Source organism: Herbiconiux sp. VKM Ac-2851 (genome assembly GCF_013205105.1).
Taxonomy (GTDB): domain Bacteria; phylum Actinomycetota; class Actinomycetes; order Actinomycetales; family Microbacteriaceae; genus Herbiconiux; species Herbiconiux flava.
The window spans coordinates 119,313-133,659 of sequence record NZ_JABMLJ010000004.1 but is presented as its reverse complement, the minus strand read 5'-3'; the positions used below and the strand labels follow the sequence as shown (position 1 = coordinate 133,659).

General features: G+C 70.8%; 10 protein-coding genes and 1 tRNA gene. 4 read left to right on the top strand and 7 right to left on the bottom strand.

What is annotated here, in order from left to right; genetic code table 11:
* Positions 1 to 92: 92 nt before the first annotated feature.
* A complete protein-coding gene (locus HQQ85_RS18790; RefSeq protein WP_173184080.1) occupies positions 93 to 560 on the top strand; it encodes a hypothetical protein in 468 nt (155 codons plus the stop codon).
* Positions 561 to 648: 88 nt separating this feature from the next.
* On the opposite strand, the gene HQQ85_RS18785 is transcribed toward HQQ85_RS18790, so the two are convergent.
* The 4 genes from HQQ85_RS18785 to HQQ85_RS18770 form a co-directional block, all read right to left on the bottom strand.
* Positions 649 to 2,025: a glucose-6-phosphate dehydrogenase gene (locus tag HQQ85_RS18785; protein WP_173184079.1), complete on the bottom strand. Its 1,377-nt coding sequence runs from the start codon at positions 2,023 to 2,025 to the stop codon at positions 649 to 651.
* Between the two features lie 363 nt (positions 2,026 to 2,388).
* Positions 2,389 to 5,247 (bottom strand): LuxR family transcriptional regulator, encoded by a 2,859-nt coding sequence (locus tag HQQ85_RS18780; protein WP_173184078.1) that lies wholly within the window; start codon positions 5,245 to 5,247, stop codon positions 2,389 to 2,391.
* Positions 5,248 to 5,544: 297 nt separating this feature from the next.
* A tRNA-Lys gene (locus HQQ85_RS18775) sits at positions 5,545 to 5,620 on the bottom strand.
* Between the two features lie 114 nt (positions 5,621 to 5,734).
* Positions 5,735 to 6,241, bottom strand: coding sequence for a septum formation family protein (locus HQQ85_RS18770; RefSeq protein ID WP_173184077.1), 507 nt, complete (start codon positions 6,239 to 6,241; stop codon positions 5,735 to 5,737).
* A gap of 112 nt (positions 6,242 to 6,353) precedes the next feature.
* On the opposite strand from HQQ85_RS18770, the gene bcp reads away from it, so the two are divergent.
* Positions 6,354 to 6,836 carry a thioredoxin-dependent thiol peroxidase gene (bcp, locus tag HQQ85_RS18765; protein WP_173184076.1) on the top strand — a complete coding sequence of 161 codons (483 nt, stop codon included), beginning with the start codon at positions 6,354 to 6,356 and terminating at the stop codon, positions 6,834 to 6,836.
* Between the two features lie 90 nt (positions 6,837 to 6,926).
* Here bcp and HQQ85_RS18760 read toward each other — a convergent pair whose 3' ends face one another.
* Positions 6,927 to 7,268, bottom strand: coding sequence for a hypothetical protein (locus tag HQQ85_RS18760; RefSeq protein ID WP_371741966.1), 342 nt, complete (start codon positions 7,266 to 7,268; stop codon positions 6,927 to 6,929).
* A gap of 294 nt (positions 7,269 to 7,562) precedes the next feature.
* Between HQQ85_RS18760 and HQQ85_RS18755 the strand changes: the two genes are divergently transcribed.
* The gene (locus HQQ85_RS18755) at positions 7,563 to 7,811 is read left to right on the top strand and encodes a WhiB family transcriptional regulator (RefSeq protein WP_137835978.1); all 249 of its coding nucleotides are present in this window, start codon (positions 7,563 to 7,565) and stop codon (positions 7,809 to 7,811) included.
* Between the two features lie 466 nt (positions 7,812 to 8,277).
* On the opposite strand, the gene HQQ85_RS18750 is transcribed toward HQQ85_RS18755, so the two are convergent.
* Entirely contained in the window at positions 8,278 to 9,771 is a 1,494-nt protein-coding gene (locus HQQ85_RS18750) for a sensor histidine kinase (protein WP_173184075.1), read from the bottom strand.
* A gap of 441 nt (positions 9,772 to 10,212) precedes the next feature.
* Here HQQ85_RS18750 and HQQ85_RS18745 point away from each other — a divergent pair, with 441 nt between their 5' ends.
* A complete protein-coding gene (locus tag HQQ85_RS18745) occupies positions 10,213 to 10,827 on the top strand; it encodes an Rv3235 family protein (protein ID WP_371741965.1) in 615 nt (204 codons plus the stop codon).
* A gap of 517 nt (positions 10,828 to 11,344) precedes the next feature.
* On the opposite strand, the gene secA is transcribed toward HQQ85_RS18745, so the two are convergent.
* On the bottom strand, positions 11,345 to 14,263 hold the full coding sequence (gene secA / locus HQQ85_RS18740) for a preprotein translocase subunit SecA (RefSeq protein WP_173184074.1): 2,919 nt from the start codon (positions 14,261 to 14,263) through the stop codon (positions 11,345 to 11,347).
* Positions 14,264 to 14,347: the final 84 nt, after the last annotated feature.

Sequence of the window (14,347 nt, the reverse complement as noted above, 5' to 3'; positions counted from 1 at the left end):
CCCAGCCCGCACACTGTTCACACAAGGGTGGCGCGAAGGGAGTTGCGATGATCGGCTGGAGGCGTCGCGCGAAGGCTCAGCGCGAGAGTGTTGTGAGTCAGGAACGCCTCTACGAACTCGTCAACCAGACCCTGATGGAGAACTTCGGCCCGCTGGGATCGTACGCGATCACCCGCCGCAGCTCCGTGGACACCGACGACATCTTCCACACCGCGCTGGCCCGTTCGGTCGCCCGCGACATCGTCGCGACGCTCGCCGAGCACGGCATCTCGGTCAAGACCACGACCGCGGTCGCCGCTCCGGCACCCGTCGCCGCTCCCGTCTTCACGCCGCGGGCGCGCATCGCGCAGCCGGTGCGGCCGGCGCTCGCTCCCGTCGACCGCGTCGAGGTCGACCGTCGGCTCGCCGGCATGGTCGCGTCGGTGGGTGCGGTTCAGGATGCTCCGACGCTCGACCCGCGCGACGACGACGCCCTGCGCGCCCTCGTGGCGCACCACGCCGAGGTCGAGGCGGCTGCGGCGGCGAAGCGGCTGACCGCTGGGGCGCGCACGACGGCGTAGCCTTCGGCTTCTGGCTTCGGTCCCTGGCTTCGGCGTCTGGCTTCGGCCTCCGACTTTCGCTCTGGCGGCTGCCCTCTGCCTGCCCGCCTCAGCCCAGCGGCGTCCAGCGGCTCGGGCCCTCGCTGCCCGCGGGGTACTCGTCGAGCGGCACCGCGTCGCTCTTCCACGCCGCGATGACCGGCGCCAGGATGCGCCAGCCCTCGACCGCGGAGTCGCCGCGCACCCCGAGCGTGGGGTCGCCGTCGAGGATGCCCGCCAGCACCTCGCGGTAGGCCAGCAGCTGCCCGTCGCCGAACGTGGCCTCGAGGCTCGCGCGCTCGAGCTCGTAGGGGTCGCCCGGACCGTTGATGTCGATCTCGAGCGACATCGCGTCGGGAGCCAGGAAGATCCGCAGCACCGTCGGACGGCTCTCCCCCGTCAGCCCGACCGGCACCTGCTGGGCCGGCTTGAAGGTGATGACGATCTGCCGGCGGCGCTCTCCGACGGCCTTGCCCGAGCGGAGGGTGATCGGAACGCCCTTCCAGCGCCAGGTCTGCACCTCGAGGGTGACCTCGGCGAGCGTCTCGGTCTCGCGGGCCGGGTCGACACCCTTCTCGTCCGCGTAGCTCGGCAGCTCGCGGCCGTCGATGGTGCCGGCGGTGTAGCGGGCACGGCGGCTGGACTCCTCGGGGTCGTCGCCCCAGACGCGGGTGGCGCGGAGCACGAGCTCCTTGGCGTCGCGGAGGTCGTCCTGCCCGAGTGTCGACGGCGGCTCCATCGCGAGCACCGCCATGACCTGCAGCAGGTGGCTCTGGATCATGTCGACCAGGGCGCCCGCGGTGTCGTAGTAGCCGGCGCGACCCTCGAGAGCGAGCTGCTCGTCGTAGACGACGTCGATCTTCGCGATGTGCTCGGAGTTCCAGAGCGGCTCGAAGATGCGGTTGGCGAAGCGAAGCCCCAGGATGTTGAACACCGTCGACCGGCCGAGGAAGTGGTCGACCCGGTGCACCTGGTTCTCGGGCACCAGCTTCGCGAGTTCGCCGTTCAGCGCCTCGGCGGTCTCCACGTCCATGCCGAAGGGCTTCTCGAGTGCGAGGGTGAGCCCGTCGGGGATCTTCACGCCCTGCAGCGTCGTGACGACCTTCGCGGCCACCGCGGGCGGGAGGGCGAAGTAGATGGCCGGGGTTCCGGTCGCCATGCCGAGCAGCTTCGTGAGCTCTCCGGCGTCGGTGACGTCGGCCTTGACGTAGCGGGTGCCGGCGAGCAGCTTCTCGACGGCGGCGCCCTTCGCGTCGACCTGGGCGAAGGAGTCGGTGACGACCTTCCGCCATTCCTCGTCGCTCCACTCGGCGCCGCCGGCCCCGATCAGGGTGAGGGTGCGATCGGGCTGAGCCGTGAGCAGCTGGGCGAGCCCGGGAAGAAGGAGGCGGGCGGTGAGGTCTCCGCTGGCGCCGAAGATCAGGAGCGTGTCGACACGTTGCGTCATGGCTCTCACAGTATCGCCCCGCCCCTTTCCCGCAACGCCCTCCCCGCACACCCACGGCAACACCCGGATGCAGCGCACGACCAGCCACCCAGTCCCGCGGGCGGGGTGGCTGTCGCGGAGAATGACGCGCGGAGGATGACGGGCGGAGGCGACCACCCGAAGGCCGCCCCCACCCGTCGGTCATCGCGCGATCGCCCACCACCCCGAGCTGACGATTGAACGGGGCTACGCCGACTTCTGCCGGCGACGACCGCGCCGGTGATGACCCGGCGTGATGCCTCTGTCATTCTGCGCGGCGACCCGTCGGGGGTGTGATGAGTAATCCCTACTCCACTTCGCGACCGTCCTGCCGGCACCCGCTCCTCACTCCCCCGTCAGCGAGTACTCCTCGTACGGGTTCTCCAGCTGGAGCGCGCTCAGCTCGGCGGCGAGCTCCCGCCGGCTCGCGATGCCCAGCTTCTTGTAGATGCGCGCCAAGTGGTTGTCGACCGTCCGCACCGAGATGCCGTACTCGGCGGCCAGCTCGGCGCTGGTGCGGTGCGACGCCGCTCCCGAGGCCAGCTGCCACTCCCGATCGGTCAGGGGCATGACCCGCGGATGCGTCTGCCGCCGCCGGTGCGCCATCGCCACCCCCGCCCGCACCGTCCACGAGTCGGCCAGCCGGTGCGCCCGCGAGGCCCGCACGAGGTCGCCGTCGCAGTGGTCGGCCGCCCACCGAGCCGCGTCGATCGCCGGCCCGAGCAGCCCGGCCTCGGCGAGCTCCTTCGCGATCGGCAGCACGTCGTTCCGGGCGATCACGGCCCGCGCGTGCGATTCGCAGATCGGGAAGGCACTTCGAGCGGCGATCAGGTGCGGCAGCATCACGGTCGCCCCGACCACCGGCTCGATCCGCACGGCCTCGTAGGCCACGAGCGCCGCCAGGTACCGCTGCCCGCCGTCGGCGGCCTTGTGCAGCGCCGGCCCGAGGCTCCGGATGGCGAACCCCGGCCGCCCCGCCGACGCCGACACCCAGGCGCGAGCCAGCGACGCGTACAGCTCAACCTTGGGGTCGCGCACCTCGGCCGGCGTGAGCTGATCGAGCCAGCTGCGCGCGATCGCGAACCGCCCCGTGCGCGCCGCGACGGCCGCCGACAGCGCGTCGGCGGTGGGGAGGAGGCCGGCGATGTCCCGCCAGACCAGGTCGCGCCGCCCCTCCTGGATGTACTTCCAGGCCCGCGCGGGCGACCCCGTGTGCAGCTCGATCATCGCGAGCGCGAACTTCCACATGCCGCGAGCGCTGGGGTTCGATTCCTCCGCGCGGGCGAGGTTGGCGCGAGCGGCGGCCCGAGCATCCGGGAACCTCGCCGTGAACGAGAGCACGAGCACCTCGCTCAGCTGCAGCAGGTCACGGGCGTTGGGCAGCACGTCGCGGAAGCGGTCGCACTCGGCCAGCCCGCGTTCGACCGCCTCGCCGGCGAGCGTGAGGTTGCCGCCCATGGTGTGCAGCGTGGCCGTCATGATCAGCAGATTGAGGTCGGCGGGGGTCTCGACGGGCCCGAGCACCGAGATCGACTCCAGCTCGGCCGAGAGCCCCTGGCCGGCCATCAGCCGCCACTTCACGAGGTCGGACTCGACGAGCGCCCGCAGCGAGGCGTCGCCGATGTGCGCCAGCACGGGTTCGACCCGGGCGACAGCGAGCTCGGGCTGCAGGGTGCGGAACGCGAGGTGGTTGCCCTCGGCCTGCGCGAGCTGCGCCAGGAAGAGCTCGGGTGCCTCGGCCCCGGCCTGCTCGACGGCCCGCCAGGCGGCGGCGAAGAACTCGCTCGCCTCACGGATGCGCCCGATCTGCGACAGCGCCTGCGCCCGCACGTACTCTCCGGTCGCCCGCAGCACCGGCTCGGATGCCCCGCCCGCGACGGCGTGCGCCCCCAGCGTGATCGCGGTGGAGTAGCGCTGCTCGCTCAGCTCGCGCCGCGCCAGCTCGAGCAGGGTCGGAGCCGCGACCGGCTGACCCGCGGCGAGCTGCAGCAGCGAGCGCCGCACGACGTGCTCGGGGTAGCCGTCGAGCATGTCCGCGCCGGCGGCCGAGAACCCGGGCAGCTCGGCCTCGGAGACCGTGCTGCGCATCACGGGTGCGAAGAGCGGATGCGCGAGCCCCACCCACACGCGCCCCTCCCCCGTGCGCGTCCGGACGTACCCCTGCGCCTCGGCGAGCCGCGTGGCCCGGGCACTCACGCCCGACGTCCCGCCCTGCTCGACCGGGAGCTCACCCGCGACGGAGAGCAGCGCCAGGAGGTCCCCGACGAACTCGTCGGCGGCCAGCGGATCAACGGGCAGCGAGGCGACGACGCCCTCGGACAGCACGGTCCACGCGGTGCGCCACTCGCCCGCGTCGTCGGCGAGGTCGCAGACGCCGACTGCGACCTCGGCCAGCTCGACGAGCGTGCGGGTGCTGCCGGCGGACAGGCGCACCATCTCGTCGGCGGCGGCCGACCCGACGCTGCGCCCCAGCCGGTCCTTCACGATCGCGTGCGCGTCGGCGGCCGACAGCGGTGGCAGATCGACCACGACCCCAGCGTGCCGCCAGAACCCGGCGTCGCTGCCGCCGTCCTCCCCCGCCTCGGCGGCCTCGGCGGCTCGGACGGCATCGATCGCCTCCGGCCCGGCCGCTTCGGATGCAGGGGGCGGCGTGGGGGCGCTCGTGCCCCGCGTTGCGGCGCCGGCTCGGGAGCTGCCGCCGCGGCGACCGCGGGTGGCGCCGGGGAGCTCGCGGGTCGCCTTGGCGACCAGCACCGAGGCCTGCCCGGCGTTGACGAGCTGCTCGAGCAGGCAGCGGCTGGCAGGGTCGAGGTGGTCGGCGTCGTCGACGACCAGCAGGATGCCCGGCTCGTTCATCGCGCGATGGAACTCCACCACGGCGGCGCTGTCGCCTCCGCTCACGGGCAGGGCCGCCAGCACGGGGGCCAGAGCGCCGAGGGGCACGGCGCGGAGGTCGGAGCGCCCGCGGATGACGTGCACCGTGCGCTCCGCCCCGACGGCCTCGGCGACCGCGTCGAGGAATGCCGTTCGGCCGACGCCCGGCCGTCCTGTGACGAGCACGACGGAGCGGCGGCCTCGGTTGGTGAGGGCCGAGACGGTCTGCGCGAACGCGCGGTCGCGGCCGTGCAGGCGGTGGCCACCCTGGGCGAAGAGGGTCTGCTTGGTGCTGCGCGACGTCGGCGTCGCGGCGGTTCGAGGTGCCATGGTGGGTTCTCCTTCTCAGGCGCATGGGCTGTGCACCTGAGTAGGTTCTACTCACAATCTCGACCCCGCAGCGGGCCTTTCGCCGCTATTACGTAGTGCTCGCCTCCGCGTTGCGTAGTGCCCGCCGCACTACTCAGCAGTCGCCTGCGCTGGTCACCCCCGTACGGGTGTCCGTGCCGCACTCGGGCTGCGCCCTGGGCGGCGTTGTGCACGACGCTGGCGCGGCATCGTCACGCACGCCGTCGACGACCTGGTTAACGAAGAAACCGCCCGGCGCGAGGCCGGACGGTTTCGGTGTGGTGCACCCCCTCGGACTTGAACCGAGAACCCACTGATTAAGAGTCAGTTGCTCTGCCAATTGAGCTAGAGGTGCGTGGCTCTTGGTGAGCCAGTCGACAACATTAGCATGCTCCGGCGAGGTTCGCGAACCAGGGTCGCGCACCCCGCCGGAGACGGTTCGGGAGCCCCTCGACGGGGCGCTGAGGGATCAGATCGCGGCGTTCTCGACCGTGCCGGTGAGCTTGCCGGCGGGGTCGAAGACGAGGCAGACCACCGTGCGGTCGTCGCGCTTGGTCCAGGAGTCCTCGGAGGGGGTGAGGTACTGCACGTCGAGCTTGGACTCGGCGTAGTCGAGGCCTACGAACTCCCCCATCGCGACGATGCACGCGTCTTGCGCCTGCGAGTTCACCTCGTCGTCGCCCGGAAACTCCCCCTCGTCGATCTCGAAGGAGGTGAATGCCTCGAAGTCGTGCGGGCCGGCACAGTCGACCACCGGCAGCTCGGTGACGTTCTCGTCGTCGGTGTCGTCGACGCAGTCGCCGGGTTTCACCGTGAAGACGTCGGTCTTGACTCCGGGGTCGGCGGCCTGGGACGCGCCGGGGTCGCCGACGGCGCGGGTGGGGTCGGACGCGCCGCCGCCGGCACAGCCGGTGAGGGAGAGCACGAGGGCTGCCGCTGCGGCGGCCAGGGCGAGAGGTAGGGATCGAATGGTCATGAAGACATGGTCGGGGCGAGCATCCGCTGGGTGTGAGGAGTAGTTGCTACTCAATCTGCAGCCGACGGGATCGAGGGGGCCCGGTGTCGGAGGGATGCGAAATACTGGAGCCATGACCGACATCTCCTCGCGCATCGCCGCCGGACAGCCCGCGCCCGACTTCACCCTGCTCGACGCCGACGGGGTCGAGCGCTCGCTCTCCGACTTCCGCGGGCAGCGGGTCATCGTGTACTTCTACCCCGAGGCGGGCACGCCGGGCTGCACCACGGAGGCGTGCGACTTCCGCGACAACCTGAACTCGCTGAAGAGCGCCGGCTACACGGTGCTCGGCATCTCGCGCGACAAGCCGGCGAAGCTCAAGGGCTTCGAGGAGGAGCAGGGGCTGAACTTCACGCTGCTGTCCGACCCCGACAAGGCCGTGCACGAGCTGTACGGGGCGTGGGGCAAGAAGTCGCTCTACGGCAAGACGGTCACGGGCGTGCTGCGGTCGACCTTCGTGCTCGACGAGGAGGGCGTCGTGACGCTCGCGCTCTACAACGTGAAGGCGACAGGGCACGTCGCGTCACTGCGCAAGAAGCTGAAGATCGACGCGTAGCAGCGCTGCAGCCTGCCGCCCCGCGGCTGCTGGGCGTCGGCGCGTCCGACATGGCGGACCGATTGCTCTGCGGGGCTGGCCGGCGATGCGTCAGATGCGGCGGGTCGCCGCCACCACCGAGGGCGTGAACAGCAGCACCAGCGCGAGCAGCGCGGGGACGAGCAGCCACCACCCCACGACCGGCGTCGCCACGATGCCCTGGAAGCAGCCGATCGCGATCACGATCTGGAAGAGCTGCCAGGTGAGGGTGCCCGCGCGGGTCCAGGCGGCGGCGCGCAGGGTGTGGATCGCCGCGAAGGCGAGGAAGACCGCGGCGGTGGCGGCGAGCACCACGATCGCCAAGGCGGTCTCGTAGGAGGCGGGCTGCTCGGTCAGCAGTTCGATCAACAGCCAGACGACGACGCCCGCCATGACGAGGGCCTCAGCACCCACGATGACCGCCAGAAGCGTGAGCAGCGGAGGCCGCCGACGGCGAGCCGCGCCCCCCTCGGAGAGACGTTCATCGGGTGTTCGTCTGTCGTTCGCCTCGTCCACCACGCCTGTTACTCCCGAGAAAACCCTTGATTTGCAAATACCAGTATGCGACCATATTTGAGGTCAATGTTGCTCACAGTGACGTGAGCGGGTGCAGTCTGATCTGACTGCAACGTCTACCGTGCCTTTGACCTTCTACCCGAATCACTCGGTCATTCGACCGCAGCACCCTGCAACAAAGGAGCTCCCGCTATGGATTGGCGTGACAAAGCCGCCTGCCTGACAGCCGACCCCGAACTGTTCTTCCCCGTCGGGAACACCGGGCCGGCCGTCGACCAGATCGACAAGGCGAAGGCCGTGTGCGCACGCTGCTCCGTCACGGAGATCTGCCTGCAGTACGCACTCGAGACCGGCCAGGACTCGGGCGTCTGGGGAGGCCTCAGCGAAGACGAGCGCCGCGCCCTCAAGCGCCGCGCAGCCCGCGCCCGCCGGGCCTCCTAGCTCCCGAACACCGACTCGGCGCACCGTCGCCCCGACGCCCGGCCTCACGCAGAGGCCGGGCGTCGTCGCGTCCGCGCCCGTTCGGCACTCCGACGCCCACCTACCACCGAGGCCGGGCGTCGTTCGTTACGCGAACCTTCGGCACTCCGTCGCCCACCTCGCACCGAGGCCGGGCGTCGTTCGTTGCGCGAACCTTCGGCACTCCGTCGCCCACCTCGCACCGGGGCCGGGCGTCGTCATCTCCGCGACCCTTCGCCACCCCACCCCAGTGCTCACCTCACGCGATGTCGAGCGCTGTGCCGGGGGATGAGACGGTTTCGCGACCGCGCAGCCGCGCATCCTGAACTCCGTCGAGGCGGATCTGCCCGTGCGGGCACGATCGCGACCACAGGGCGGCCTCGATCGCGCCGCCGCGCATCCTGAACCCGTAGCCGCTCTGGCCTGCCGGCCCGCAGCCGCGAGACCGCTACGGCTTCTTCAGCCAGCGCGTCGGGATCTCGATCGTCACGACCGTGCCCGTGCCCACCATGGTGTGCCAGTCGATCGTGCCGCCGAGCTCACCCTGGATGAGCGTGCGCACGATCTGCGTGCCGAGCCCCGAGCCGACTTTGCCCTCGGGCAGGCCGGTGCCGCTGTCGCGCACCTCGACCGTGAGCGTCTCCTCCGTGCGCGACGCGACGATCTCGACCTCGCCCTCCTGCCCGGCCAGCCCGTGCTCGACCGCGTTCGTGACGAGCTCGGTCAGCGCGAGCGCGAGCGGCGTGGCGTACTCACTCGGCAGCACGCCGAAGCTTCCGGTCGACTTGGGGTGCACCGTCGTGTTGTGCGCCGACGCCACCTCGGCGACGAGCAGCAGCACGCGGTCGAACACGGTGTCGAAGTCGACGCGCTGGTTCAGGCCCTCCGAGAGGGTGTCGTGCACGACGGCGATCGCGGCGACGCGGCGCATGGCCTGGGTGAGGGCGTCGCGCGCCTCGTCCGAGTGGGTGCGGCGGGCCTGGATGCGCAGCAGCGACGCCACCGTCTGGAGATTGTTCTTGACGCGGTGGTGGATCTCGCGGATCGTCGCGTCCTTCGTGATCAGCTCGCGCTCCTGGTGGCGCAGCTCGGTGACATCGCGTGTCATCACGATGGCGCCGAAGCGGTGCCCGCGGGTGCGCAACGGGATCGCGCGCAGCGACACCGTCACGCCGCGCGCCTCGATGTCGGTGCGCCACGGTGCACGACCGGTGACGACCAGCGGCAGCGACTCGTCGACGATCAGCCGGCCGGCGAGGAGGCCGGTGGTGACCTCGGCGAGCGACTGCCCCTCGAGCTCCCCGGCGAAGCCCATGCGGTTGAACGCCGACAGGCCGTTCGGGCTGGCGAAGGTCACGATGCCGTCGACGTCGAGCCTGATCAGACCGTCGGATGCGCGGGGCGCTCCGCGGCGCGGCCCGGTCGGTGCGCCGAGGTCGGGGAAGTCCCCGGCCGAGATCATCGCGAAGAGGTCGTTCGCGCACTCGTTGAAGGTGAGCTCCTGTCGGCTGGGGGTGCGCGCCTCGCTGAGGTTGGTGTGGCGGGTGATGACGGCGATCGGGCGTTCGGTCGTGGTCTGCTCGCTCACGGAGAGGCGGCGGAGCACGGGGACGGCACGGACGCGCGTGGGCGTCTCCTCGTACCAGTCGGGGGCGGCGGTGTCGACGATCTGGGCACTCTCGAAGGCGTCGGTGACCTGCTTGCGCCACTCGGGCTTGATGGTCTGGCCGACGAAGTCGCGGTAGAACAGCGTCGCCGAGCTCGACGGGCGCGAGTGGGCGACGGCCACGAAGGTGCCCTCGTGGGTCGGAACCCAGAGCACGATGTCGGCGAAGGCGAGGTCGGCCAGCAGCTGGCAGTCGCTGACGAGCAGGTGCAGCCACTCGACGTCGGCCTCGGTGGAACGGCCGTGTGTGGTGACGAGGTCGCTGAGAGTTGACACGCGTTCTAGCCTACGGTGCGCCGTCTCTGCGAACCCTCCGCACACCCTGTGCCCCGCCGCGCACCCTGTGCCCCGCCGCACACCCTGGTCCCGCCGCACACCCCGTGCCCCGCTCACCGGCCCGGGTGAGGAAGGCGCTCCCGCGGCCGCGTTTCCCTACGAAGCGACCGCGGGAGCAGTCTCATTCCGGCCGGGGCTGCGGCAGTCGGGGGGAACGGGCGCCCCGACCGGAAATCTGAACCTGTGTGGTTCCGAGACACAGTCCATCATCGGAAGCTTCGGGGGCGTTATGAGCAATTTCCACTCAGCGCTGAAGCCCGACGGTGGAATTCCACAGGGCACAAACGCATCTGGACAAGCAATCTCGACACTGGTTGAGTACAGCCGCCGACACCTTGTTGAGCAATGCTTACTTCAAGCATGCGGGCGAAAGGAGCAACCGTGACCTCTCCCTCCCTCGCCGCCACGACGGTGCGCGAGCGCACCAGAGTGGTGACGCCGGTTCCAGCCACCGCCGTGCGGGTGGAGCCCGCGTTCGGAGCGCCGGCTCCCCCGGGCGGCGGGAGTCCCGTCGTCGCGTTGGTGCCGGGCGACGCAGCGGGTCGCGATTCGCCGGCCCCCGCCCCGCCCCTGCTCGACGACGAGGTCGATCCACTCGAGACCGCCGGCCTGAGCCGTAGCGCGGATACGGGTCGTGGTACCGGCGAGGGTGGGTTGCTGCCTGACCCGCGGCCGCTCGCCGAGACGCTGGCGCGGTGCGTCGTCGAGGTGCTGGCCGGCACTCGCGACATCGACCAGATCGCCCGCTGGCTGTCGACGGATGTGCACGCGCACCTGATGAAGCGCGTCGTGCTGGCACGTCGGGCCCGCGCTCTCCGCGACGAGTCCCCCGGTCGCTTGACGTTCACCATGGGGTCGACCGTGCTCTGCGAACCGAGCGACGGCGTTGTCGAGGCCGTCGTCATCGTGCACGGCCGAGCCCGCTCCCGCGCTGTCGCCCTCCGCCTCGAGGCCCTCGGCCCCCGCTGGCGCGCAAGCGCCGTCCACGTCCTCTGATCAGGGAGCCACCCCCGAGCCCGCACGCATCTCGCCACCCTTGCGGGCAGGCAGCGGCGACGGGAACGCGCGCATCAGCGGCAGACATCCGCACGAATCCCGCCCACCGGTGGCTCTACAGCGTCGGTCTCCCGTGTTCGTTCGCCAACCACCTGCGCGACGCCGCGTGGTCACGTGGCACGAAGGTGAGTGGCGCGACGGTGAGTGAGGTCCGGGGGTCAGCGCGTCGGCGAGTGGAGTCCAGGGCTCAGCACGACGGCGAGAGGGGTCCGGGGCTCAGCACGACGGCGAGAGGGGCCTGGGGCTCAGCACGACGGCGAGAGGGGCCCGAGGCTCAACGCGACGGCGCGCGGGGCCCGAGGCTCAGCACGACGGCGAGAGAGGCCCGGGGGTCAGCGCGACGGCAAGCGGGGTGCGGGGCTCAGCGCGATGGCGAGCGGCGTCCCGGACGGGGCGGAACGACGACGTCCCCACGCCGCGGGAGCGGGTGGGGACGTCGGGGTGCGATGGGGCGGGGCTACTTCTTCTTGCCCTGCGCACGGCGCTGGGCGCGGTTCGCCGCTGAGGGGCCGGACGACTTCTGGCCGCCGGAGGAGGACTTCTGGCCGCCACCCGCGGAGCCGGAGCCCGAGCTCGACCCCTTCGACGAAGACGAAGACGAAGAGCCGGACGAGGACGCGCCCGACGACGCCGAGGCGCCACCACCCGAGCCCGAACCCGCGCCGCGCGCGAAGGCGCTGGCGACCGGCGGGGTCGCCTTCTCCTCCGCCTGCTGCGCCCGCGCCGTGGCGGCCTGCTCGATCTGGCCGCGCTGGTTGCGCACCTCGACGCCGCCCGAGTCGCTGGGGGCGGAGAAGCTGAGCTTCTCGGCCGGCGCGGTGGGCTGGGCGAGGCCCTTGGCCTCGACGGTGGGGGCACCGACGGCGGTCGGGGCCGCGTTGACCTCGACCTCGAGGTTGAACAGGAAGCCGACAGTCTCCTCGCGGATCTGCCCCATCATCGACTGGAACAGGGCGAAGCCCTCGCGCTGGTACTCGACCAGCGGGTCGCGCTGCGCCATGGCGCGCAGGCCGATGCCGTCCTTCAGGTAGTCCATCTCGTAGAGGTGGTCGCGCCAGCGGCGGTCGATCACCGAGAGCACGACGCGGCGCTCGAGCTCGCGCATGGCGGGCTCGCCCAGGGTCTCCTCGCGGCGCTGGTAGGCCAGCTTCGCATCCGAGAGCACCTCGCGCAGCACGAAGTCGCGGTTGATGCGGCCCTTGTTGCCGGCCTCGGCGACGACCTCGTCGATGGTGATCGAGATCGGGTAGAGCGTCTTCAGCTCGGCCCAGAGCGCGTCGAAGTCCCAGTCGTCCCCGCTGCCGGCGGCGGCGTGGTCGTTGACGATCGCCTCGATGACGTCCTCGAGGAACTTCTGCGCGCGGTCCTGGAGGTTGTCGCCCTCGAGGATGTGGCGGCGGTCGCTGTAGATCGCCTCGCGCTGGCGGTTCAGCACGTCGTCGTACTTCAGCACGTTCTTGCGGATCTCGGCGTTGCGGCCCTCGACCTGCGACTGGGCGCTGCGGATGGCGCGCGACACGACCTTCGACTCGATGGCGAGGTCGTCGGGCACGCCGTTGCGGCCCATCAGGCTCTCGGCGGCGCCGGCGTTGAACAGGCGCATCAGGTCGTCGGTGAGCGAGAGGTAGAAGCGGCTCTCGCCCGGGTCGCCCTGACGGCCGCTGCGGCCGCGGAGCTGGTTGTCGATGCGGCGCGACTCGTGACGCTCGGTGCCGAGCACGTAGAGGCCACCCGCGTCGATGACCTTGTCGGCCTCGGTCTCGACGTCGGCCTTGACCGCGGCGAACACGTCGTCCCACGCCGCCTCGTACTCCTCGGGAGTCTCGACCGGGCTGAGGCCGCGGGCGTTCATCTCGGCGACGGCGAGGAACTCGGCGTTGCCGCCGAGCATGATGTCGGTTCCACGACCGGCCATGTTGGTGGCGACGGTGACCGAGCCCAGGCGGCCGGCCTGCGCGACGATGGCGGCCTCACGGGCGTGGTTCTTCGCGTTCAGCACCTCGTGGCGCACCCCGCGCTTGGCGAGCAGGCGCGAGAGGTACTCGCTCTTCTCGACGCTCGTGGTGCCGACCAGCACGGGCTGGCCCTTCTCGTGGCGCTCGACGATGTCTTCGACGACCTGGTCGAACTTCGACTGCTCGTTCTTGTAGACGAGGTCGGGCTGGTCGATGCGCTGCATCGGCTTGTTGGTCGGGATGGCGACCACGCCGAGCTTGTAGGTGCTCATGAACTCGGCGGCCTCGGTCTCGGCCGTACCGGTCATGCCCGAAAGCTTCTCGTAGAGGCGGAAGTAGTTCTGCAGCGTCACCGTGGCGAGGGTCTGGTTCTCGGCCTTGACCGCCACGCCCTCCTTGGCCTCGATGGCCTGGTGGATACCCTCGTTGTAGCGGCGCCCGGCCAGGATGCGGCCGGTGTGCTCGTCGACGATGAGCACCTCGCCGTTCAGCACGACGTAGTCCTTGTCTTTCTTGAACAGCGCCTTGGCCTTGATGGCGTTGTTCAGGAACGAGATCAGCGGGGTGTTCGCCGACTCGTAGAGGTTGTCGATGCCGAGGTAGTCCTCGACCTTCTCGATACCGGGCTCGAGCACGCCGACGGTGCGCTTCTTCTCGTCGACCTCGTAGTCGACGTCGGGCACGAGCTTCGTGGCGATGACCGCGAACTCGTTGAACCAGCGGTTCGCCTCGCCCGAGGCGGGGCCGGAGATGATGAGCGGGGTGCGGGCCTCGTCGATGAGGATCGAGTCGACCTCGTCGACGACGGCGAAGAAGTGACCGCGCTGCACCATGTCGGCGGCCTGCCAGGCCATGTTGTCGCGCAGGTAGTCGAAGCCGAACTCGTTGTTCGTGCCGTAGGTGATGTCGGCCTCGTACTGCACGCGGCGCTCGGCCGGCGTCTGGCCGGCGAGGATGCAGCCCGTGGTCATGCCGAGGGCGCGGAACACGCGGCCCATCAGCTCGCTCTGGTAGCCGGCGAGGTAGTCGTTCACCGTGATGACGTGCACGCCCTTGCCGGCGATGGCGTTGAGGTAGGCGGCGGTCGTGGCGACCAGCGTCTTGCCCTCACCGGTCTTCATCTCGGCGATGTTGCCGAGGTGGAGCGCCGCGCCACCCATCAGCTGCACGTCGAAGTGACGGAGGCCGAGGGTGCGGGTCGAGGCCTCGCGCACGGCGGCGAAGGCTTCGGGGAGCAGGTGGTCGAGGCTCTCGCCGGCCTCGTAGCGCTCGCGGAGGCGGGGGGTCTCGTCCTTGAGCTCCTCGTCGGAGAGCGCCTGGAAGTCTTCTTCGAGCGCGTTGATCGCCTTCGCATAGGCCTGGAGCTTGCGAAGGGTGCGGCCCTCGCCGACACGAAGGACCTTTTCGAGAACTGAGGCCACGGAGACTCTCCCACTGCTTTCGGGCTCGTACGGATCGCATGAGCGATAGCCATACTAGTTGCTCGTCCCTGAGCGTCGGCGGGA

Bases quoted from the DNA above. Each gene is read 5' to 3' on its own strand.
- HQQ85_RS18785 (WP_173184079.1), bottom strand. From the start codon at position 2,025: ATGACGCAACGTGTCGACACGCTCCTGATCTTCGGCGCCAGCGGAGAC.
- HQQ85_RS18780 (WP_173184078.1), bottom strand. From the start codon at position 5,247: ATGGCACCTCGAACCGCCGCGACGCCGACGTCGCGCAGCACCAAGCAG.
- HQQ85_RS18770 (WP_173184077.1), bottom strand. From the start codon at position 6,241: ATGACCATTCGATCCCTACCTCTCGCCCTGGCCGCCGCAGCGGCAGCC.
- bcp (WP_173184076.1), top strand. From the start codon at position 6,354: ATGACCGACATCTCCTCGCGCATCGCCGCCGGACAGCCCGCGCCCGAC.
- HQQ85_RS18755 (WP_137835978.1), top strand. From the start codon at position 7,563: ATGGATTGGCGTGACAAAGCCGCCTGCCTGACAGCCGACCCCGAACTG.